Origin of the sequence: Burkholderia pyrrocinia (genome assembly GCF_018417535.1) — a bacterium.
Taxonomy (GTDB): domain Bacteria; phylum Pseudomonadota; class Gammaproteobacteria; order Burkholderiales; family Burkholderiaceae; genus Burkholderia; species Burkholderia pyrrocinia_E.
Genome location: NZ_CP070979.1, coordinates 151314 through 166720 on the forward strand (window position 1 = coordinate 151314; position 15407 = coordinate 166720).

Below are 15407 nucleotides of genomic sequence, written 5' to 3' on the forward strand. Positions count from 1 at the left end.
ACACGCCGTGTGGGGCAAGCCTTACCGTAAATCCGGTTCCACCGACGGACAACGCATCCCGGCGCGTTTACCATGGACGGGTTCAAGTACATTGATGGCCCGGTCGCTTTCATGATTCCCCCTTTACCCGCGCATGAAGCCGCAGTGGAGTCCGTCAACGACATCTGCATGCGCCTGTTCGAATCGTGGTGCGAAACCAGAGCCATCGTCCCGCTTGCCTATCTGATGCATTGCTGGCCGTTGCTCGACATCTGCGAGGCATCGATTCGGCGACTGGCCGAGACGCTCGAGGAACTGGAGAAATTCCACCCGGAAACGTTGGGAGAAGGCGAGGTTCAACTTCTCCGACGGCTGGGTTCGCACGCCGGCGGCATCGCTTTTCATCCGGCCGGGGACGCCGTCGCGCCGCTCGGGTAAGCGATCGCGGGTTGTGTCAGACGGAGGAGGGCGCCGCCCAGGCTTCTTTGTATAATCGCGGCAAAGATCAGCTCCAACGTATCGACTCCTGATGCCGCCCGTCGAGGGTGGCTCCACCCATGATCCAAACACTGATTGCCGATGATCACGCGATCGTCCGCAGCGGCCTGAAGCAGATCATTGCGACGACCACCGACATCGTCGTCGTCGACGAGGCTGCGCGCGGCACCGAAGTGATCGACAAGCTGCGCGCCCGCCGCGTCGATCTGCTGCTGCTCGACATGACGATGCCGGGCATCAACGGTGTCGCGTTGATTCGCCGGGTGCGTATCGAGTATCCCGCGTTGCCGATCCTCGTGCTGAGCATCCACAACGAGGCTCAGGTCGTGTCGCGCGCGTTGCGCGCCGGCGCGACGGGCTACGTGACCAAGGACAGCGATCCCGACATCCTGCTCGCAGCCATGCGCAAGCTTGCTGCTGGCGGCCGATTCATCGATCCGACGCTCGTGGATGCCGTCGTTTTCGAGACACACGCCGAAGGCGCCCCGCCGCATGAAATCCTGTCAAACCGGGAGTTTCAGGTCTTGCAGATGCTTGCGGCGGGGCAGAGCATCAACGAGATCGCGGAATCGTTCTCGCTCAGCGCGAAAACCATCAGCACGCACAAGATGCGACTGATGCAGAAGCTCAATCTGAACAACAACGCGGAATTGATCCGCTATGCGATCAAGCACGGGATTGTCGGGGAGTGAATGGGTATGTCGGCATGCCTTGCCGTCGATCCTTTCCGACGACTCGATTCTTCCGGTTGCTGCACGCAATCGTCATGATGGCTGGTGTGAGGCCATGCTCTCTCCGAGATCTGCCGCCGCATAACCGTCGTGGCAGCCTGCTCGCGATGAAAGGTTAATTGCGCACGCAACGACTTCGAACGAACCGTTGACGGCTCGCACGCAGTTGGAGCATTCGTCGAGCCGACTCGGTGCGAAATTGGCCCGCACCCTGATGCAGGGCGATTGCATGAAACGTCGGGAATTATGAAGGACTGCTCACGCATCGTTTGGGGGCCCTTGCCGGCGCGTCCCGATGCGGTCGTGCTCTTTTTCGACTTCGCGATGGTCGATCATGTAGTCGTAGCCCCTGAAGCCTGCGGATCACGTGCAAAGCCATCGAGTGACTGTCGCAGGTGTGCGAGCAGTGTGGGCTGATTTTCCTTGACCGCGAGAACATCGTTCGCCCCGGCCGCCACGATGCGTCTGGCGATCTCGTCCGGCACCATCGGCATTTCGGTCAGATCGTGCGCTGGCGCGCGGCTGTGTGGGTCTTTCAAATCACCGAAGGCTTCTTCAATACTCGGGACGTCGTCGCGCATCGTTTCGCCGTGCAAAAGACGATAGTTAACGAGCTTCCGCGCTTGGTTACAAGCCTCTCCTGCAAGTGCTTGATTGTTATCCCCGCTTCATGCAATCGCCCTGCTCGTGCCGCAAAGGGCCTGACACTCTCTGACAACTCATCAGGCAAATACCGGTTAGTTTCCCACGCAACGATTGATGAACGAAGCGGCATCGATCCCGAGAATTCGTTCGGATCGAACCGCCTGTGGGAGCGCACGCATGAGAGACGAGCAGGGCCGCGACATGGCCCGTCTGGGTGATACGACCGATCACGGCGGCAAGGTGATCGAAGCGGCAACGGATCTGACCCACATGGGTATCCGCGTCGCGTTGGACGGCCACCTCGTCGAGTGCCCGAAGTGCGGCGGAGTCTATCCGATCCTCGCCACCGGCAAGTTCACCCATCGTGACACACGGGTCGCCTATCACGGCGACAAGACCACCTGCGGCGCGACGCTGCTGCCTGCCTGACCGGTTCCACTATGTTCAATCCCTTGCAAGCGCGCACGCTTGCCGTGTCGGGCGCGGCGCTGCCCGCCTATGGCGTCGACGGCACGCCAATCCTGCAGCCGGTGCGCCTGTCCGGCACTGAGGCGATCGGCGAACTGTTCGAGTACACGGTCGAACTCAAGACCCCCGACGCCCTCGCATTCGCCCCAAGCGTGGCCGCCAATGTCGACCTCGACCGCATCGTCGGCACCGAGGTAACCGTCTCGATCGAACTGGAAGGGATCGGCCGACCTGTTCCGGGGCTGCCGGGGGCGGCCAACATTGGCGCCGGCACGCGCGAGATCACCGGGCTCGTGACCGCCGCGCGGATCGTGCGCGAGGATGGCCGCTCGATCGTCTACGCGCTTACGCTGCGTCCGTGGCTGTGGCTCGCGACGAAGAACCAGGACTGCCGCGTGTTCCAGAACATGACCGTGGTGGAGATCACCGACGCGGTGCTGTCGGCGTACACGTTCCCGGTCGAGAAGCGTCTGTATGGGCCCGCGCCGCAGACGCCGTATCCGGCCCGCGACACCCAGCGACAGCACTGGCAGAGCGACTTCGAGTTCATCGCGATGCTGTGGCAGGAGTGGGGCCTCTACTGGTGGTTCGAGCACTCGGACGGCAAGCAGCGGCTGGTGCTGACCGATGCGATGGCCGCGCACCAGCCGCACGGCGACGCGTATCGGACGATCCGCTACGAAGCGCCGACGGGTAAGCGCATGGATGAAGAGCATATCCACGCGCTGTCGCTCACGAGCGAACTGACGACCGGTGCGGTGACGGTGGTCGACTACGACTACCTGCAGCCCGGCGCTCGTCTGACCGCGCGGCAGCAGGATCCGCGCGACACCGGACATGCTGAGCAGGAAGAATACGCGTGGGGCGATTATGCGCAGCCGCAGGCCGGCACGGCCGCGGCCAACCGGCCGCGGGACGAAGCGGCGCATCTGGCCCGCGTGCGGCTGGAAGCGTTGCGCTGCCAGGGCAAGCGCGCCCGCGGCGCGGGCAAGTTGCGCGGCCTGCAGGCGGGACGCACGTTCACCCTTACGCACTACCCGCAGCAGGCCGGCAACCGCGAATACCTCGTTGTCTCGAGCCGGCTCGTGATCGAGGAAGTGGGCGAGGCCAGCGGCGCCGGCCAGCAGTACCACTGCGAAGCCAACTTCGAACTGCAGCCGACCAACGAACCGTTCCGCCTGCTGCGCACGATTGCGCGGCCGCGCGTGCATGGGCCGGAATACGCGATCGTCACCGGCCCGAAGGATCAGGAGATCTGGACCGACGCCCAGGGCCGCATCAAGCTCCAGTTCCTCTGGGATCGCCTGGGCAAGAAGGACGAGCGCTCCAGCTGCTGGGTGCGGGTGTCGTCGCCATGGCAGGGCAACCAGTTCGGCGCGATGCACCTGCCGCGCATCGGCCAGGAGGTGATTGTCGATTTCATCAACGGCGATCCGGATCTGCCGATCGTGATGGGCCGGGTCGTCAATGCGCACAACGAAGCCGGCTGGAAGCTGCCCGACAATCACGCGCTGTCCGGATTCCGCAGCCGCGAAATCGGCGGCGCACGCGCCAACCATTTCCTGCAGGACGACACGAAAGGGCAGATCCAGACGCAGCTCGCGAGCGACCATGGTGCGTCACAACTGAGCCTGGGCCACATCACGCGGGTGGAAGGCAACACCGGCCGCCGCGAGGCGCGTGGCGAAGGCCTCGAGCTGCGCACCGACCGCGATGGCGTGGTGCGTGCCGCGCGCGGCCTGCTGGTGACGACCGAAGCCCGGCCTAACGCGCGATCGCACGCGAAGGACATGGGCGAGACCGTGGCACGCCTCACGCAAGCGCGCGAGCTGCAGGAAAGCATGGCGGGGCTCGCGCAGCAACACGAGGCCCAAGGCTCGAACGACAGCCAACGCGAAATCGCGAAGGCGATCAAGGCGCAGAACGACGCGATCCGCGGCGGCACGAAGACCGGCGACAACCCGTTCCCCGAGTTCGCCGAGCCGCACCTGACGCTGTCGAGCCCCGCCGGCATCCAGTTGACGACGGCCGGCAGCACGCATCTGGCGAGCGACGAGCACTTGGCGGTCAGCACGGGTGGAGATGTCGGTTTCGCGACCGGCAAATCGTTTTTCGCGAGTATCGCGAATGCGTTCTCGCTGTTCGTGCACAAGCTCGGCATTCGTCTCGTGGCGGCTTCGGGCAAGGTGCGCATCCAGGCGCAGCAGGACGAGGTCGAGATCATCGCGAAGAAGGTCGTCGAGCTGATGAGCACGACTGACTGGATCAACGTGACCGGCAAGCAGGGCATCCGTCTGAGCGGCGGGGGGAGCGCACTGGAAATCAGCGCGGCGGGCATTGTGGGGTTCACGCATGGCAAGTTCCTCGTGCACGCGGGAAGCCACGGGACGGACGGTCCGCAGGGCAAGGGCGCGGGCTTCCCGCCGTCGCCGCAGTCCGGCCCGGGGCAACTGGAATTGCTGCGTCACTACGCGGGCGGCCAGCCGGTCAAGCACAGCGAGTGGACGGTGACGGACAGCCTGGGCGCCGTGCATCGCGGCACGCTGGATGCGGCCGGCCGTGCGATCGCGAGCGGTCTGGCGCCCGGTGCCGTGCGTGTGCATTTCGGCCGGGACCCGCACGATCCGTGGGCGGCCGACAGCTATCTGAAGCCGCCGAGCTGGCGGCCGTCCGATGCGGCCGGCACGACCCCAACGGGTGCCACAGCCTCGAACGACGCGCTGCCCGCCGTCGTGCCTTTCGTCTAAGAACCCGATTCCTCACGTAGATGGCAACCCACTCCCAGTCTGTCCAATCCGCGGTCGACACCGCGGTCGTTCCGCTCGATCAGGTGCTGGTCGCCGATGTGGCGACCGGCGCCCACCGCTTCGATGCGTGGCTGCAATCCTTCAGCCACGGCTATGTGACGCTGCACGGCGTCAAGGAAGTTGCGGAGGCCCTGCCGGTGCTTGGCAACATCCTGGCGGCGGTCGACGTATGCGGCGATATCGCGACGCTGATCGAGGCCCACCGCAAGGGGCCCGGCAAGGAGCCGGGCACGATCGAGGAATTGCTGCAGTGGGCGAGCCTGGCGATCAACCTGATCGGCGTGCTGCCGGTGCCGCCGGGCACCGCGGCGGCCCGCATGTCGCTGCGCCCGACGCTGGGCATCGTGCGGCAGCAGGTCAAGGCCGGCGTCAAGGACCTGGGCATGGCGATCGTCGGGGTGATCGAAGGGCACTTCACGGCCACGCTGATGGGGGAGCTGGAGCCCTTCGTCACCAAAGCCCAGGCGCACCTGCCGGAACTGCTGAAGGACTGCGGCAACGAGGCCGGGAAGTTCCTCAACACGCTCGCCCAGGCGCTGGATCAGCTGGCGGCCGGGCACCTGACCGACCCCAACGCGGACCTGCAGGCCGCGAGCCGGCGACTGTCCAAGGTCTCCGCCCATGCTGTGGTGCACGATCCGCTCAAGACGCTGGACAACGTGTTCGGGGCGGTCTGGGAGGTCGGCAAGGCGGGCGTCAAGGTCGAGGCCAACGCTACCGGCGCGGTGGTGGCGGCCGTCGTGCCCACGGCGGCGATCCACCAGATGGCCGCCGAGCTGCGCGCCTTCATTCCGGTGGTGAAGCGTCAGCTGGCGCGTCTGTCCAGCCAGGACGTCGGCACGGTCATGCACCTGCTCACCGTGCTGGCGAGCGCGATCCAGATGTACAAACAGAAGCGGCCGCCTGTCGTCGGCGCCGTCAAGCCGCACGAGCCCACCCAGGCGAAGAAGCAGCACGCGGGCGACCAGGTGCAGCCGCGCCATGACGAAGTGCCCCCGCGCAAACCCGGCGTCGGGGCCTGTAAGGCCTGCCAACTGGGCCAGCCGGCCGCGGGCACCGTGGACTCGATCGGCTTCGCGCTGGGCGAGGAATCGATCAGCCACGCCGATTTCGAACTGCCGGGGGTGTTGCCGCTCGACTGGACCCGCACCTACCGCTCGAACTTCGGTGGACACGAGACGGACGGCCCGCTGGGCCCGCGCTGGACCACGCCGTTCCACGCCAGCTTCGAAGTGCGCGGCGAGACGCTGGTCTACCACGATGCGTCGGGGCGCAGTCTCGACTACCCGTTGTTCGCGCTCGGCCACGCCCATTACGACGCGATCGAGCAGCACACGGTCACGCGCGAATCCGAATCAAGCATTCGTATTGCGCGCGGTGCCGACCTCACCGAGCGTTACGAGCGTCAGGGCAGCCGCTTCCGGCTGACGGCGATCGCGGATCGCCAGGGCAACGCAATCTCGCTCGCCTACGCCGACGGGCGGCTGGCGACCCTCACCAGCAGCGCCGGCGCGGTGGCGGCCGTCACCCACGACGCGCAGGGGCGCGTTGAACACATCGAACTGCTGGACGAAGCCGGCCAGCCCATCCGCACGCTGGCCCGCTACCGCTACGACGACGCGGGCGACCTGGTCGCCGCCGCCGACGAGCATGGCGCGGCGCGTAGTTATGCGTATGCGCACCACCTGCTCACCCGCTACACGGACCGCACCGGGCGCGGCATGAACCTGCAGTGGGACGGCACGCACCTGGACGCCAAGGCGATCCGCGAGTGGGCCGACGACGGCACCTTCGATACGCGCCTCGAATGGCACGAGCGGCTGCGCCTGACCTTCGTCACCGACGCGTATGGCCAGGTGACGCAGCACTACTACGACGTCGACGGTTACCCGTACCGGGTCGTGCATCCGGACCGCACCGAGGAGTGGTTCTTCCGCGACGCGGCCAAGAACGTGACGCGTCGCGTGCATGCCGACGGCGCCGAGGAGCACTTCACGTGGGATGCGCGCGGCAACCTGACTGCGCACACCGCGCGCGATGGCCGCACCGGGTACTTCGTGCATGACGACCAGGACAACCTGACCGGCATCCAGGACCCCGAAGGCTATCGCTGGGAACGCTACTACGACAGCAAGGGGCGGGTGACCGAAGCGATCGATCCGCTCGGGCGCGTGACGCAGTATGCGTACAACGGTGCCGGCATGCCGGTGGCGATCACCGATCCGAAGGGCGGCGTCAAGTCGCTGCAGTGGGGCGCGGACGGACAGCTTGCGAGCTACACCGACTGCTCGGGCAAGACCGCGACGTGGCAGTACGACGAACGCGGCCAGCTGGTGGCCGCGAAGAACGCCGCGGGCGAGACGACCCGATACGAATACGCGGCCGGGCAGCTTGCGGCGGTGATTCGGCCGGACGGCAGCCGCGAGAGCTTCGAGCGCGATGCCGAGGGGCGGCTGCTCGCGCATACCGACGCGCTGCGGCGCCAGACACGCTACCGCTATACGCCCGCCGGGCTGATCGCGGGGCGCGCCGACGCGCGTGGCGGCGAACTGGCCTACCTGTGGGATCGGCTCGGCCGGCTCACCGGGCTGCGCAACGAGAACGGCCGGGAATACCGTTTCGACTACGATGCGGCGGGCCGACCGGTTGCCGAGACGGACTTCGATGGCAAGGTGACGCAGTATGTGCGCGACCCGGCCAGCGGGCGGGTCACGCACCAGCTTGCCGGCGACGGGGTGCAGGCCTTCGAGTTCGACGCGATGGGACGCCTGGCGCGGCGTCGCGGCTGGCAGACACCGTACGCCAGCCAGGGACGTGAGCGCCTGGTGCCGCCAGCAGGCGCGCAGGTCGACGAGGAAGCGTTCGCCTACGACGGCCTGGGCCGGCTGCTGCAGGCGGCCAACGGCGCGAGCCGGGTGCAGCGCGTCTACGACGCGGTGGGCAACCTGCAGCGCGAGCAACTGGCGATGCGGGTGGGCGCTGATGAGCATCATGCCGTGTGGCGGCACGAATACAACGAGCTGGACGTGCGCACGGCCACGGTCCGCCCGGACGGCCACCGGCTGGACTGGCTGACCTATGGGTCGGGCCACGTGCATGGGCTGCTGCTCGACGGGCAAGGTGTGGTCGACTTCGAGCGCGACGACGGGCACCGGGAGACGAGCCGCGCGCTCGGCAACGGGCTGAAGCAAGCGAGCGCCTACGATGCGGCGGGGCGCCTGGCGCACCAGTTGCTGCAGGGCACGGGCGGGCGGCTGGCCGAGCGGCGCTACGGCTACGACGCGGCCGGGCAGCTGGAGCGGATCGCCGACCTGCGGCGCGGCACGCTCAGCTATGCGTACGATCCGGTGGGGCGGCTCACACGCGCGCAGTCGTCGCTGGGCGTCGAGACGTTTGCGTTCGACCCGGCCGGCAACCTGCTGAAGACCACCGAGCGGGACGACCATGGCCTGGATGCGGGCAACCGGCAGCCGGCGCTGCTCGACAACCTGCTGAAGGACTACGCGGGCACGCATTACGCGTACGACGAGCAAGGTAACCTGCGCGAGCGCACCACCCACGGCACGAAGACGGTGTTCGGTTGGGACAGCTTCAACCGGATGGTGTCGGCGCGTACTCAGGAGATGGACGCGCGGTACGTGTACGACGCGCTGGGGCGGCGGATCGCGAAGGTGACCGAGCCGCAGCTGCACGCGCATCCGATGGCGGGCAGCAGCTATGCGCAGATGGAGCGCCAGCGGCTGAAGCAGGCGCACGGCTATGGGCTGACGCTGTACGGGTGGGACGGCGACACGCTGGCGTACGAGACGGCGTGGGAACAGCGCACGACCACGCACTACGTGTACGAGCCGGGCAGCTTTACGCCGCTGCTGCAGGCGAGCGGGCCGATGGCGGACGGAGATAACGGGCCACCGCGGCTGGCCTCGGTGGCGTACTATCATTGCGATCAGATCGGCACGCCGCAGGAACTGAGCGACGGCACGGGCGCGCTGGCGTGGAGCGCGCATTACCGGGCGTGGGGCGAGGCGAAGGAGGCGATCAGCGAGGCGGCGAGGAAGGCGGGGATTCGGAATCCGATCCGCTTCGCGGGCCAGTACTTCGATGCCGAGACGGGGCTGCACTATAACCGGCATCGGTACTACGATCCGACGTCGGGACGGTTCATTAGCAAGGACCCGATCGGGCTGGCCGGGGGCATCAACGTTTATGCGTATGCGCCTAATCCCATAGCTTGGACTGACCCATTAGGTCTCGCAGGCGACGAAACGTTGATGCCAGGCCCCTTTGCCAAGGAATCCATACCAGCACGCGGGCCGGAACGTGACTTTACTTTAGAGGAAAGGCAGAAAATCAACACGATCGGGTATCAGGATGGTTGCCATACGTGTGGCTCGACAGACCCCGGAACCAAGAGCGGCGATTTTATTCCCGACCACCAAACGCCGAACGCGCTGAACGAGCAAGGGAAGCCCCAACGCCTTTATCCTCATTGCAGGCGGTGTAGTCTCAAACAGGGTGGCCAGGTCACGCAAGCAAAGAGAAGGAATGGCCAATGAATAGGTATGCAATTTCAGACTGGATCAACAGCTCCGGCGGACCATTTGTAGCGGTCGAGGAAACAACGGCACCGTTATGGACCGGCACAAGCGGGAGCCCTTCTGATTACGATTTGGCCTGCCAATCCGTCGACTATGCCAGCAAGTTGAAACTGCATGGTGCCGATGTACTTGTCTTGGGCGACGAGCCGTTGCAAACAGCGGTCGCTATATCCGACAGCCGGCAGCTAATTGTTCGCTGGAAATGGGCAGATAGCGACGCGGACGTACGTGACGCAATCGAAAAAATCGACTTCGACATGATAGACGTCATCGAGAGATTGACCGTCAATTGGGTAAATCAGCCGCTGGTTGTGTTCGATGCTGCTGATGTATTTGACCCTACCCAATGTCTGAGACTCGCAACACGTCATGGTACCAACGAAGTGACAACGTTTATTTATCAACCTACGCCACGGACATCCCTGCTAGTGCATTCTATCGTCGCCGTATAGAAGTAGACGTGACCCTGACCCAAGAAATAGTCCGATTCAAAAGTAAAGAAATTCTGCAGTGCAGAACAGCTCCCATGATGAGCAAGCTGGATCCTGGGAACTCCGAACCCTGCCATAACACGTGCAGTCGGACACCCGAACAGCCTGTTCTTAACCAACCAACATGACCAGAGATGTGGCTTACACCGGCCATACCCCGGGCGGCTGCCATTACGCGTTGCCGATAAAGCCGGGCAGATGTGCGGCTTCGCCGGTCTGCGCGAGTCGAACCGCTTCCTTAACTGCCTGACCAAACCCGTGATGATTGGTCAGGCGAAGGATGCGCTCACGAAAGAAATCGGCCCACAGAAACTCCGAGAACGGCTGCGTATTCTTGTGATACCCGCCCTGGTTGCGAACGTAGGCGGCAAGGCTACGGTAAGGATCATCGACCAGATGATCCACGTGATGCGGCAACTGGTCGACCGGGCGGCGTACGCCACTTTCGTCAAACGGATGTACCCATCGTGATGCGTCCATCTCCGCCCAGAAGTCGCTGGGGGAGAGATCCGAGAGATCCTCGATCACCTCCAGAAGCACGTCTGCGATCTTCGATTCGGACAGCGCACGGCCGAGATGGTGGTGGTCGATCAGGTAATGCCTGGCGTCCGGTCCGAGCACTGCAGGGATTGGATGAGTCTCAATGAACTCGCGCCGCGCCTGTTCTGACAGCGACTCGATGTGCTTGCGCTTGTCATGCACCTCGCGCATACCGACTGTCATTTGCGTCGGCCGAAGTTTATGTACGTGGATGAAATGGTGGTGTTTTGCCATTGCCGTCGGAAACAGGAAGGTCGCTGTATGTCGCACCTCGGATCACGATTACCGCTACCGGGGTGGCTTCAGGAGAGATTTCTGGTGACTACCGGGACAGGCCGGTCCAGCCGCGTGGTCGCGGATGGAATCGGGTTATGTGGGGGGGCATCGGACGGAATCGAACCGTGAGGATCCTCGTCACCGCCGCGAGACCACGGAAGCGCGTGATCAGCCCAATGTAGTACAACGTTAGCGAACACAATCAGCAGCGTGCTAAAGGCCGCCACAGCGGTCATGCCCGTAGCGGAGAGCGCCCCGACCGCTGCGGCCGCCCAGACTGTCGCTGCTGTGTTCAGTCCGCGCAGCCGGAATCCATCCCGCAGGATCAGCCCGCCGCCGAGAAAGCCGATCCCGGACGCGATCTGCCCAACGATACGCAGCGTGTCTGCAGCGGAGTTTGCCGAGCAACCGGCGGCGACGAAGACAGCCGAGCCGAGACACACGAGCGCATTGGTATGCAGGCCTGCCGCATGTCCGCGCCAGCGACGCTCAAGCCCGATGAGCGACCCGAACACGAATGCGGTCGCAAGGTTCAGCAGCAAGGCGTGGGGCAATTGTCCCAGCGCACCGTTAGAGGATGGTCCCATTTACTTTTTTGCCTTCGGTTCACAGCTATCCTTGACGGCATCGAGCTGTTGCGTCCGGAAACGCTGCCGTCCATGCCCTTGTGGCGTCGATTAGCGCCGCGGTTGCGTCGATCGGTTCGGGCTCGCACTTGGTGAACCGATTCATCCTGGTAGCGCTGCGCGTTAGCGCAGATACAGCGACGCACGATGCATTTCTCAACAACACCAATCAAGCAACCCCGATATCCCCATCTGATGTCGTAAGCGGGCCATCGTGCTGGCCGCTGAAGTCCACCTGGTATAGCCAGTCGCTGGATCAGTCGTTTACTGACAACACCAGCGTCGGTGCCGGAATATCCTTGGCCGCGATTTCGACATTCAGCGGTGCCACCGCCGTGCCGATCGCGAAGAATTCAATCACGTGGCTTTCCCAGCGGTACGACTTTTCGTGGATCATCGTGCCGATCACGCCTTCGGCCTTGGCGGTCTGCGCTTCGACCTGCATACGCTCGATGGCTAGTTCGCGCGCGCTGTAAATCGCCTGGGTGAACTGCTCCAGTTCGACGTTGCGGCCCGCCTGACTGAAGGCCTTCAACATGCCGCGGTGCGCGACGTGGTATACGCAACTGCCCATTACCAGTTCGATGGGCCGGTAGCCCGAATTCAGCAGCGTGTAGAAATCCTGGCCCGACAAGTCCGAGGTGAAAGGGCCGCCGTCGTGCGCCCTGAAGCCCTTGGTGTCGTGGTTATGGACCACCCCCGTGCCGATGGCAACGAACTCGAGAATGTCCGCATCCCATTCGACATGCTTGATCTCGAGGCGCACGCCCACAATGCCGTCCGCACCCATGCCGCGCGCTTCCTCGCGCATGCGAGACATCGCCAGTTCGCGGGCGTGATACATCGCCTGAGACAGCACGTCGAGTTCCTGGTTCTTGTTCCAGGAGCCGTACTGAATGCCGACGTGGTAGATACTGCTGCCCACGCACAGGCCGATTGGTTCAAAGCCGGCCTTGCGGACCAGCAGGAACTCGTTGACCGACAGGTCGGAGGTGAACACCGAGGTCGGGTGAGCTGCGCTGCGCAGCCCCTGAAGACGCGCTTTGGCGTTCGCGGGGAGCTGGGCGGTGACGTCTTGCATGGTGGTTTCAGCCATATTTGTCCCTGGGTAGAAGACGGTTCAGATACCGTCGCTGTATGCGTTGTGATGTTCGGAGGTAGCGCGCAGGTTGTCCGGCTTGTCGCTCAGATCGAGCACGAACTCGACGTTGTGAGGCACCGCGACGCCGCGCGGGCAATCGACCACCGTGCCCATGACGATGTGCCGCCCAAGCAGCTGCGAGTCGTCGTTCTCCCCTCCGCTGCGGATCAGTTGGCTGAATTGCAACTGAGCGAGCACGCCCGAACCCTGACGGGCCGCATCGGCGCGCAGGTCGGCGTGGGCCCGCCGGCGGATCCGTTCCCAAAACGCCGTACTCTGCGGTAAAGCCTGGTTGCCGCGCCAACCCAAGCCGATATCGAGCGGGCCTTTGCTCCACTCGAATCGCGCGCCGATCGCCAGTCCCACCGGAATGATCCTGGCCTCCAGCAACTGAATGAACTCCAGCGCCGGCACGGTCGAGATGATTGGCGCCGGGGACGGCGGCAAGCCTTCGATGCGCACCGCCGTGCCGACCAGCGAGTAGTCCATGCTGTCTTCGAGGTAGAGGTCGACGGTCACCATCCTGACGTCGATCACGGCATTTGCGCCTAAGGCGATCGCCTCAGCTTCGAGGCGCTTCAGGGCCGTGCGCCAACCCTGCGCATGCCCTTCAGTCCACGAAAAGCCATAGTGCATCCAGCAGGTTGCCGCGATCGGCGCGATCATCTTCAGACCGTGACTGCGCGCCAGAGCCATCTCCGGTGCGGTGAGCGTGGAGACCCACGGCAGCGTGCCGCTCTTCGAATCCGCGAGGCGTTGATGCACCATATTCGGCACGCCTCGCGCGTCGAAGAACTCCGGCACAGGGCCACTCGGCGTATTCGGCCCATTTTTGCTTTTAAACAGCGAACTCAACCATCCCATCGGCATCTCCTGCGAAATTGTTGTGTTGGTTACAGCCCGGCCAGCAACTCGGCCATCGCGCGCGCCTTCTGGGTTCGTTCGTGGACATGCGTCATCAGGCCGACCATCCAGGTGTGGGGGTCGACTTCACGAGTTGACAGGACCACCCCTTTCACCTTTTTTTCGACTTCGGTGGCAAGGTGCCGTCCGTCTTTGAGGCGCATCGCGTAGGTCTCGTTGTCGAAAGCAACGCAGACGCCGACAATTTCATCTGTCTTCCGAAACAAGCCGCGCCGTACCCGTTGAATCTGGGCGTGATTCGGCAAGGCTTCCGCCGCGATCAACGCGAAGCGTGAGAGAAAGGCAGCACGATCGCCTTCGGCATGGCGCAACCATGCGGCGGCAAGGTCGAAGCTCAACGGTGCGGCAGCCCCAGCGAGGCCGCCATCAGGGTCATGTGTGGGTTCGGACACGTCACGCTCCCGGCGGTGCGGCGAGTGCCTGGGCCTGGACCCCGCGCATGCCTTCCACCAGCTTGTTGCGGACTTCGATCAGCTTTTGCTCGCGCTCGCGATCCTGCGCGAGAACCTGCTGTTCGATGGCGAGCACTTCTTTCATCGTTTCGATCGACTGGGTCGCCGCTGCCGCCAACGCTTCCAGATTGCGCGGATCGCCGCCCAGGCTGTGCGCCGCGTCGACAGCTGCGTCATGGGCACCCTGCACGGCCAGCGCGGTGATGCGGCGGGCCGCCTCGTCGAGCTTTTCGCTCTCTTCGCCGGCGCGGCGCGTATCGGCTTGCACCACGGCCTGTGCCGCCACGGCCATCAGGCGCGGAATCGTCACCATGATGCCGGTCGTGAGCTTGCTCACACGCGTCTCGGCCGCCTTGCGATTGGACGCAATCAGCGGGATCAGTGTCGCGGCGGAAATCATCGCTTCCCGAAGATCCGCGATCCTGCCGCGGAAATTCCCAAGCGTGTTGCGGTAGTCCATCGCAATGGCCGCGTCGCCCGCGGTGTTGGTGCGAATGGCCACCTGACGCAACAGTTCTGCTTCGCCAACGCCACGCTCGAGCGCCAATTGCATCGCGGCGATGCCGATCGACAAGCCGCTCACGCCTTCACGCACAGCCTTCGACTGCTCGTCGAGCTGCTGGATGGTGATCATCAGATCGGCCTTGGTGCGCCGTGCCCGCGCCTCCTCGGCGTCCATCAGGCCAAGAAAGGCCTTGCGATTCTCCTGGAACGACTTGGCCGCGCCATGTGCGACCTTACCAAGACGGCTCAGCTTGCTGAGAAAGCCGGTGACCTTCGGCGCGGCTTCACGGGCTTGTTCCTGAAGCTCTTCGATCCGCAGAATCTTGATGCCATCGATCACGGCCGCAGCAATGCGCCCGATCTCGCCCGCTTCACCCACGGTAGTGTCGGCGAGCAGCCGGCGGGACGCGAACGCGAGCGGCTGCAGCGCGTTGTCGACGAAGTTCAGCGTGGTGGTGACGTCGTCGAAGCGGATGCTGTCCGCCAGCTTCTGCGCCACTGCACGCTGTTCTGGCGCAAGCGAACCGAGATCGACCAGCCGCTCCGCAGGCGGCATTGGTGTCAACACCTCGGCGGGCAGGTTCGAAACAGCCACGGCCGACTCGGGCGCGACCTGCAGCGCTTCGGTTTCAGCAGGTTCGCTAGCGGCATTCAGGAAGGCCGCCAGATCCAACGGCGACTCGGCATCAGTGGAAGATTTTTCTGAGAGGGGGGGGCTCATGGGAGG

At 64.4% G+C, this 15407-nt stretch carries 13 protein-coding genes; 6 read left to right on the forward strand and 7 right to left on the reverse strand.

The window, feature by feature from the left end:
* The first annotated feature begins 72 nt into the window (after positions 1-72).
* Together JYG32_RS33620 and JYG32_RS33625 are read left to right on the forward strand one after the other, a co-directional pair.
* Positions 73-417: a hypothetical protein gene (locus JYG32_RS33620; protein WP_174378985.1), complete on the forward strand. Its 345-nt coding sequence runs from the start codon at positions 73-75 to the stop codon at positions 415-417.
* A 119-nt stretch (positions 418-536) separates the two neighbouring features.
* Positions 537-1169 carry a response regulator gene (locus JYG32_RS33625; protein ID WP_174379044.1) on the forward strand — a complete coding sequence of 211 codons (633 nt, stop codon included), beginning with the start codon at positions 537-539 and terminating at the stop codon, positions 1167-1169.
* A 371-nt stretch (positions 1170-1540) separates the two neighbouring features.
* Here JYG32_RS33625 and JYG32_RS33630 read toward each other — a convergent pair whose 3' ends face one another.
* On the reverse strand, positions 1541-1789 hold the full coding sequence (locus JYG32_RS33630) for a hypothetical protein (RefSeq protein ID WP_213267971.1): 249 nt from the start codon (positions 1787-1789) through the stop codon (positions 1541-1543).
* Between the two features lie 241 nt (positions 1790-2030).
* Here JYG32_RS33630 and JYG32_RS33635 point away from each other — a divergent pair, with 241 nt between their 5' ends.
* From JYG32_RS33635 to JYG32_RS33650, 4 genes are read left to right on the forward strand one after another with little or no spacing between them, the layout of a single operon-like run.
* A complete protein-coding gene (locus JYG32_RS33635) occupies positions 2031-2282 on the forward strand; it encodes a PAAR domain-containing protein (RefSeq protein WP_174378983.1) in 252 nt (83 codons plus the stop codon).
* Between the two features lie 11 nt (positions 2283-2293).
* Positions 2294-5068 (forward strand): type VI secretion system Vgr family protein, encoded by a 2775-nt coding sequence (locus JYG32_RS33640; RefSeq protein WP_213267972.1) that lies wholly within the window; start codon positions 2294-2296, stop codon positions 5066-5068.
* A 20-nt stretch (positions 5069-5088) separates the two neighbouring features.
* Positions 5089-9684 carry an RHS repeat-associated core domain-containing protein gene (locus JYG32_RS33645; protein WP_213267973.1) on the forward strand — a complete coding sequence of 1532 codons (4596 nt, stop codon included), beginning with the start codon at positions 5089-5091 and terminating at the stop codon, positions 9682-9684.
* On the forward strand, positions 9681-10178 hold the full coding sequence (locus JYG32_RS33650) for an Imm21 family immunity protein (RefSeq protein WP_213267974.1): 498 nt from the start codon (positions 9681-9683) through the stop codon (positions 10176-10178). The genes JYG32_RS33645 and JYG32_RS33650 overlap by 4 nt, the downstream gene beginning before the upstream one ends.
* 210 nt (positions 10179-10388) lie before the next feature.
* Here the strand turns inward: JYG32_RS33650 and JYG32_RS33655 are convergent, their stop codons facing one another.
* From JYG32_RS33655 to JYG32_RS33680, 6 genes are all read right to left on the reverse strand, one after another.
* Complete coding sequence (locus JYG32_RS33655) at positions 10389-10928, reverse strand: ParB-like protein (RefSeq protein ID WP_249744954.1); 540 nt, start codon at positions 10926-10928, stop codon at positions 10389-10391.
* 131 nt (positions 10929-11059) lie between these two features.
* Positions 11060-11620 carry an MgtC/SapB family protein gene (locus JYG32_RS33660; RefSeq protein WP_213267976.1) on the reverse strand — a complete coding sequence of 187 codons (561 nt, stop codon included), beginning with the start codon at positions 11618-11620 and terminating at the stop codon, positions 11060-11062.
* 295 nt (positions 11621-11915) lie between these two features.
* Positions 11916-12755 carry a heavy metal-binding domain-containing protein gene (locus JYG32_RS33665; protein WP_213267977.1) on the reverse strand — a complete coding sequence of 280 codons (840 nt, stop codon included), beginning with the start codon at positions 12753-12755 and terminating at the stop codon, positions 11916-11918.
* 24 nt (positions 12756-12779) lie between these two features.
* The gene (locus JYG32_RS33670) at positions 12780-13664 is read right to left on the reverse strand and encodes a heavy metal-binding domain-containing protein (RefSeq protein WP_213267978.1); all 885 of its coding nucleotides are present in this window, start codon (positions 13662-13664) and stop codon (positions 12780-12782) included.
* 29 nt (positions 13665-13693) lie between these two features.
* Positions 13694-14116 carry a hypothetical protein gene (locus JYG32_RS33675; RefSeq protein WP_213267979.1) on the reverse strand — a complete coding sequence of 141 codons (423 nt, stop codon included), beginning with the start codon at positions 14114-14116 and terminating at the stop codon, positions 13694-13696.
* A gap of 1 nt (position 14117) precedes the next feature.
* Positions 14118-15353, reverse strand: a complete 1236-nt coding sequence (locus tag JYG32_RS33680; protein ID WP_213267980.1) for a toxic anion resistance protein — start codon at positions 15351-15353, stop codon at positions 14118-14120.
* Positions 15354-15407: the final 54 nt, after the last annotated feature.

What these genes read in the sequence shown, in the direction of transcription:
- JYG32_RS33620 (WP_174378985.1), top strand. Translation starts at nt 73, where the DNA reads ATGGACGGGTTCAAGTACATTGATGGCCCGGTCGCTTTCATGATTCCC.
- JYG32_RS33625 (WP_174379044.1), top strand. Translation starts at nt 537, where the DNA reads ATGATCCAAACACTGATTGCCGATGATCACGCGATCGTCCGCAGCGGC.
- JYG32_RS33630 (WP_213267971.1), bottom strand. Translation starts at nt 1,789, where the DNA reads ATGCGCGACGACGTCCCGAGTATTGAAGAAGCCTTCGGTGATTTGAAA.
- JYG32_RS33635 (WP_174378983.1), top strand. Translation starts at nt 2,031, where the DNA reads ATGAGAGACGAGCAGGGCCGCGACATGGCCCGTCTGGGTGATACGACC.
- JYG32_RS33640 (WP_213267972.1), top strand. Translation starts at nt 2,294, where the DNA reads ATGTTCAATCCCTTGCAAGCGCGCACGCTTGCCGTGTCGGGCGCGGCG.
- JYG32_RS33645 (WP_213267973.1), top strand. Translation starts at nt 5,089, where the DNA reads ATGGCAACCCACTCCCAGTCTGTCCAATCCGCGGTCGACACCGCGGTC.
- JYG32_RS33650 (WP_213267974.1), top strand. Translation starts at nt 9,681, where the DNA reads ATGAATAGGTATGCAATTTCAGACTGGATCAACAGCTCCGGCGGACCA.
- JYG32_RS33655 (WP_249744954.1), bottom strand. Translation starts at nt 10,928, where the DNA reads ATGCGCGAGGTGCATGACAAGCGCAAGCACATCGAGTCGCTGTCAGAA.
- JYG32_RS33660 (WP_213267976.1), bottom strand. Translation starts at nt 11,620, where the DNA reads ATGGGACCATCCTCTAACGGTGCGCTGGGACAATTGCCCCACGCCTTG.
- JYG32_RS33665 (WP_213267977.1), bottom strand. Translation starts at nt 12,755, where the DNA reads ATGGCTGAAACCACCATGCAAGACGTCACCGCCCAGCTCCCCGCGAAC.
- JYG32_RS33670 (WP_213267978.1), bottom strand. Translation starts at nt 13,664, where the DNA reads ATGGGATGGTTGAGTTCGCTGTTTAAAAGCAAAAATGGGCCGAATACG.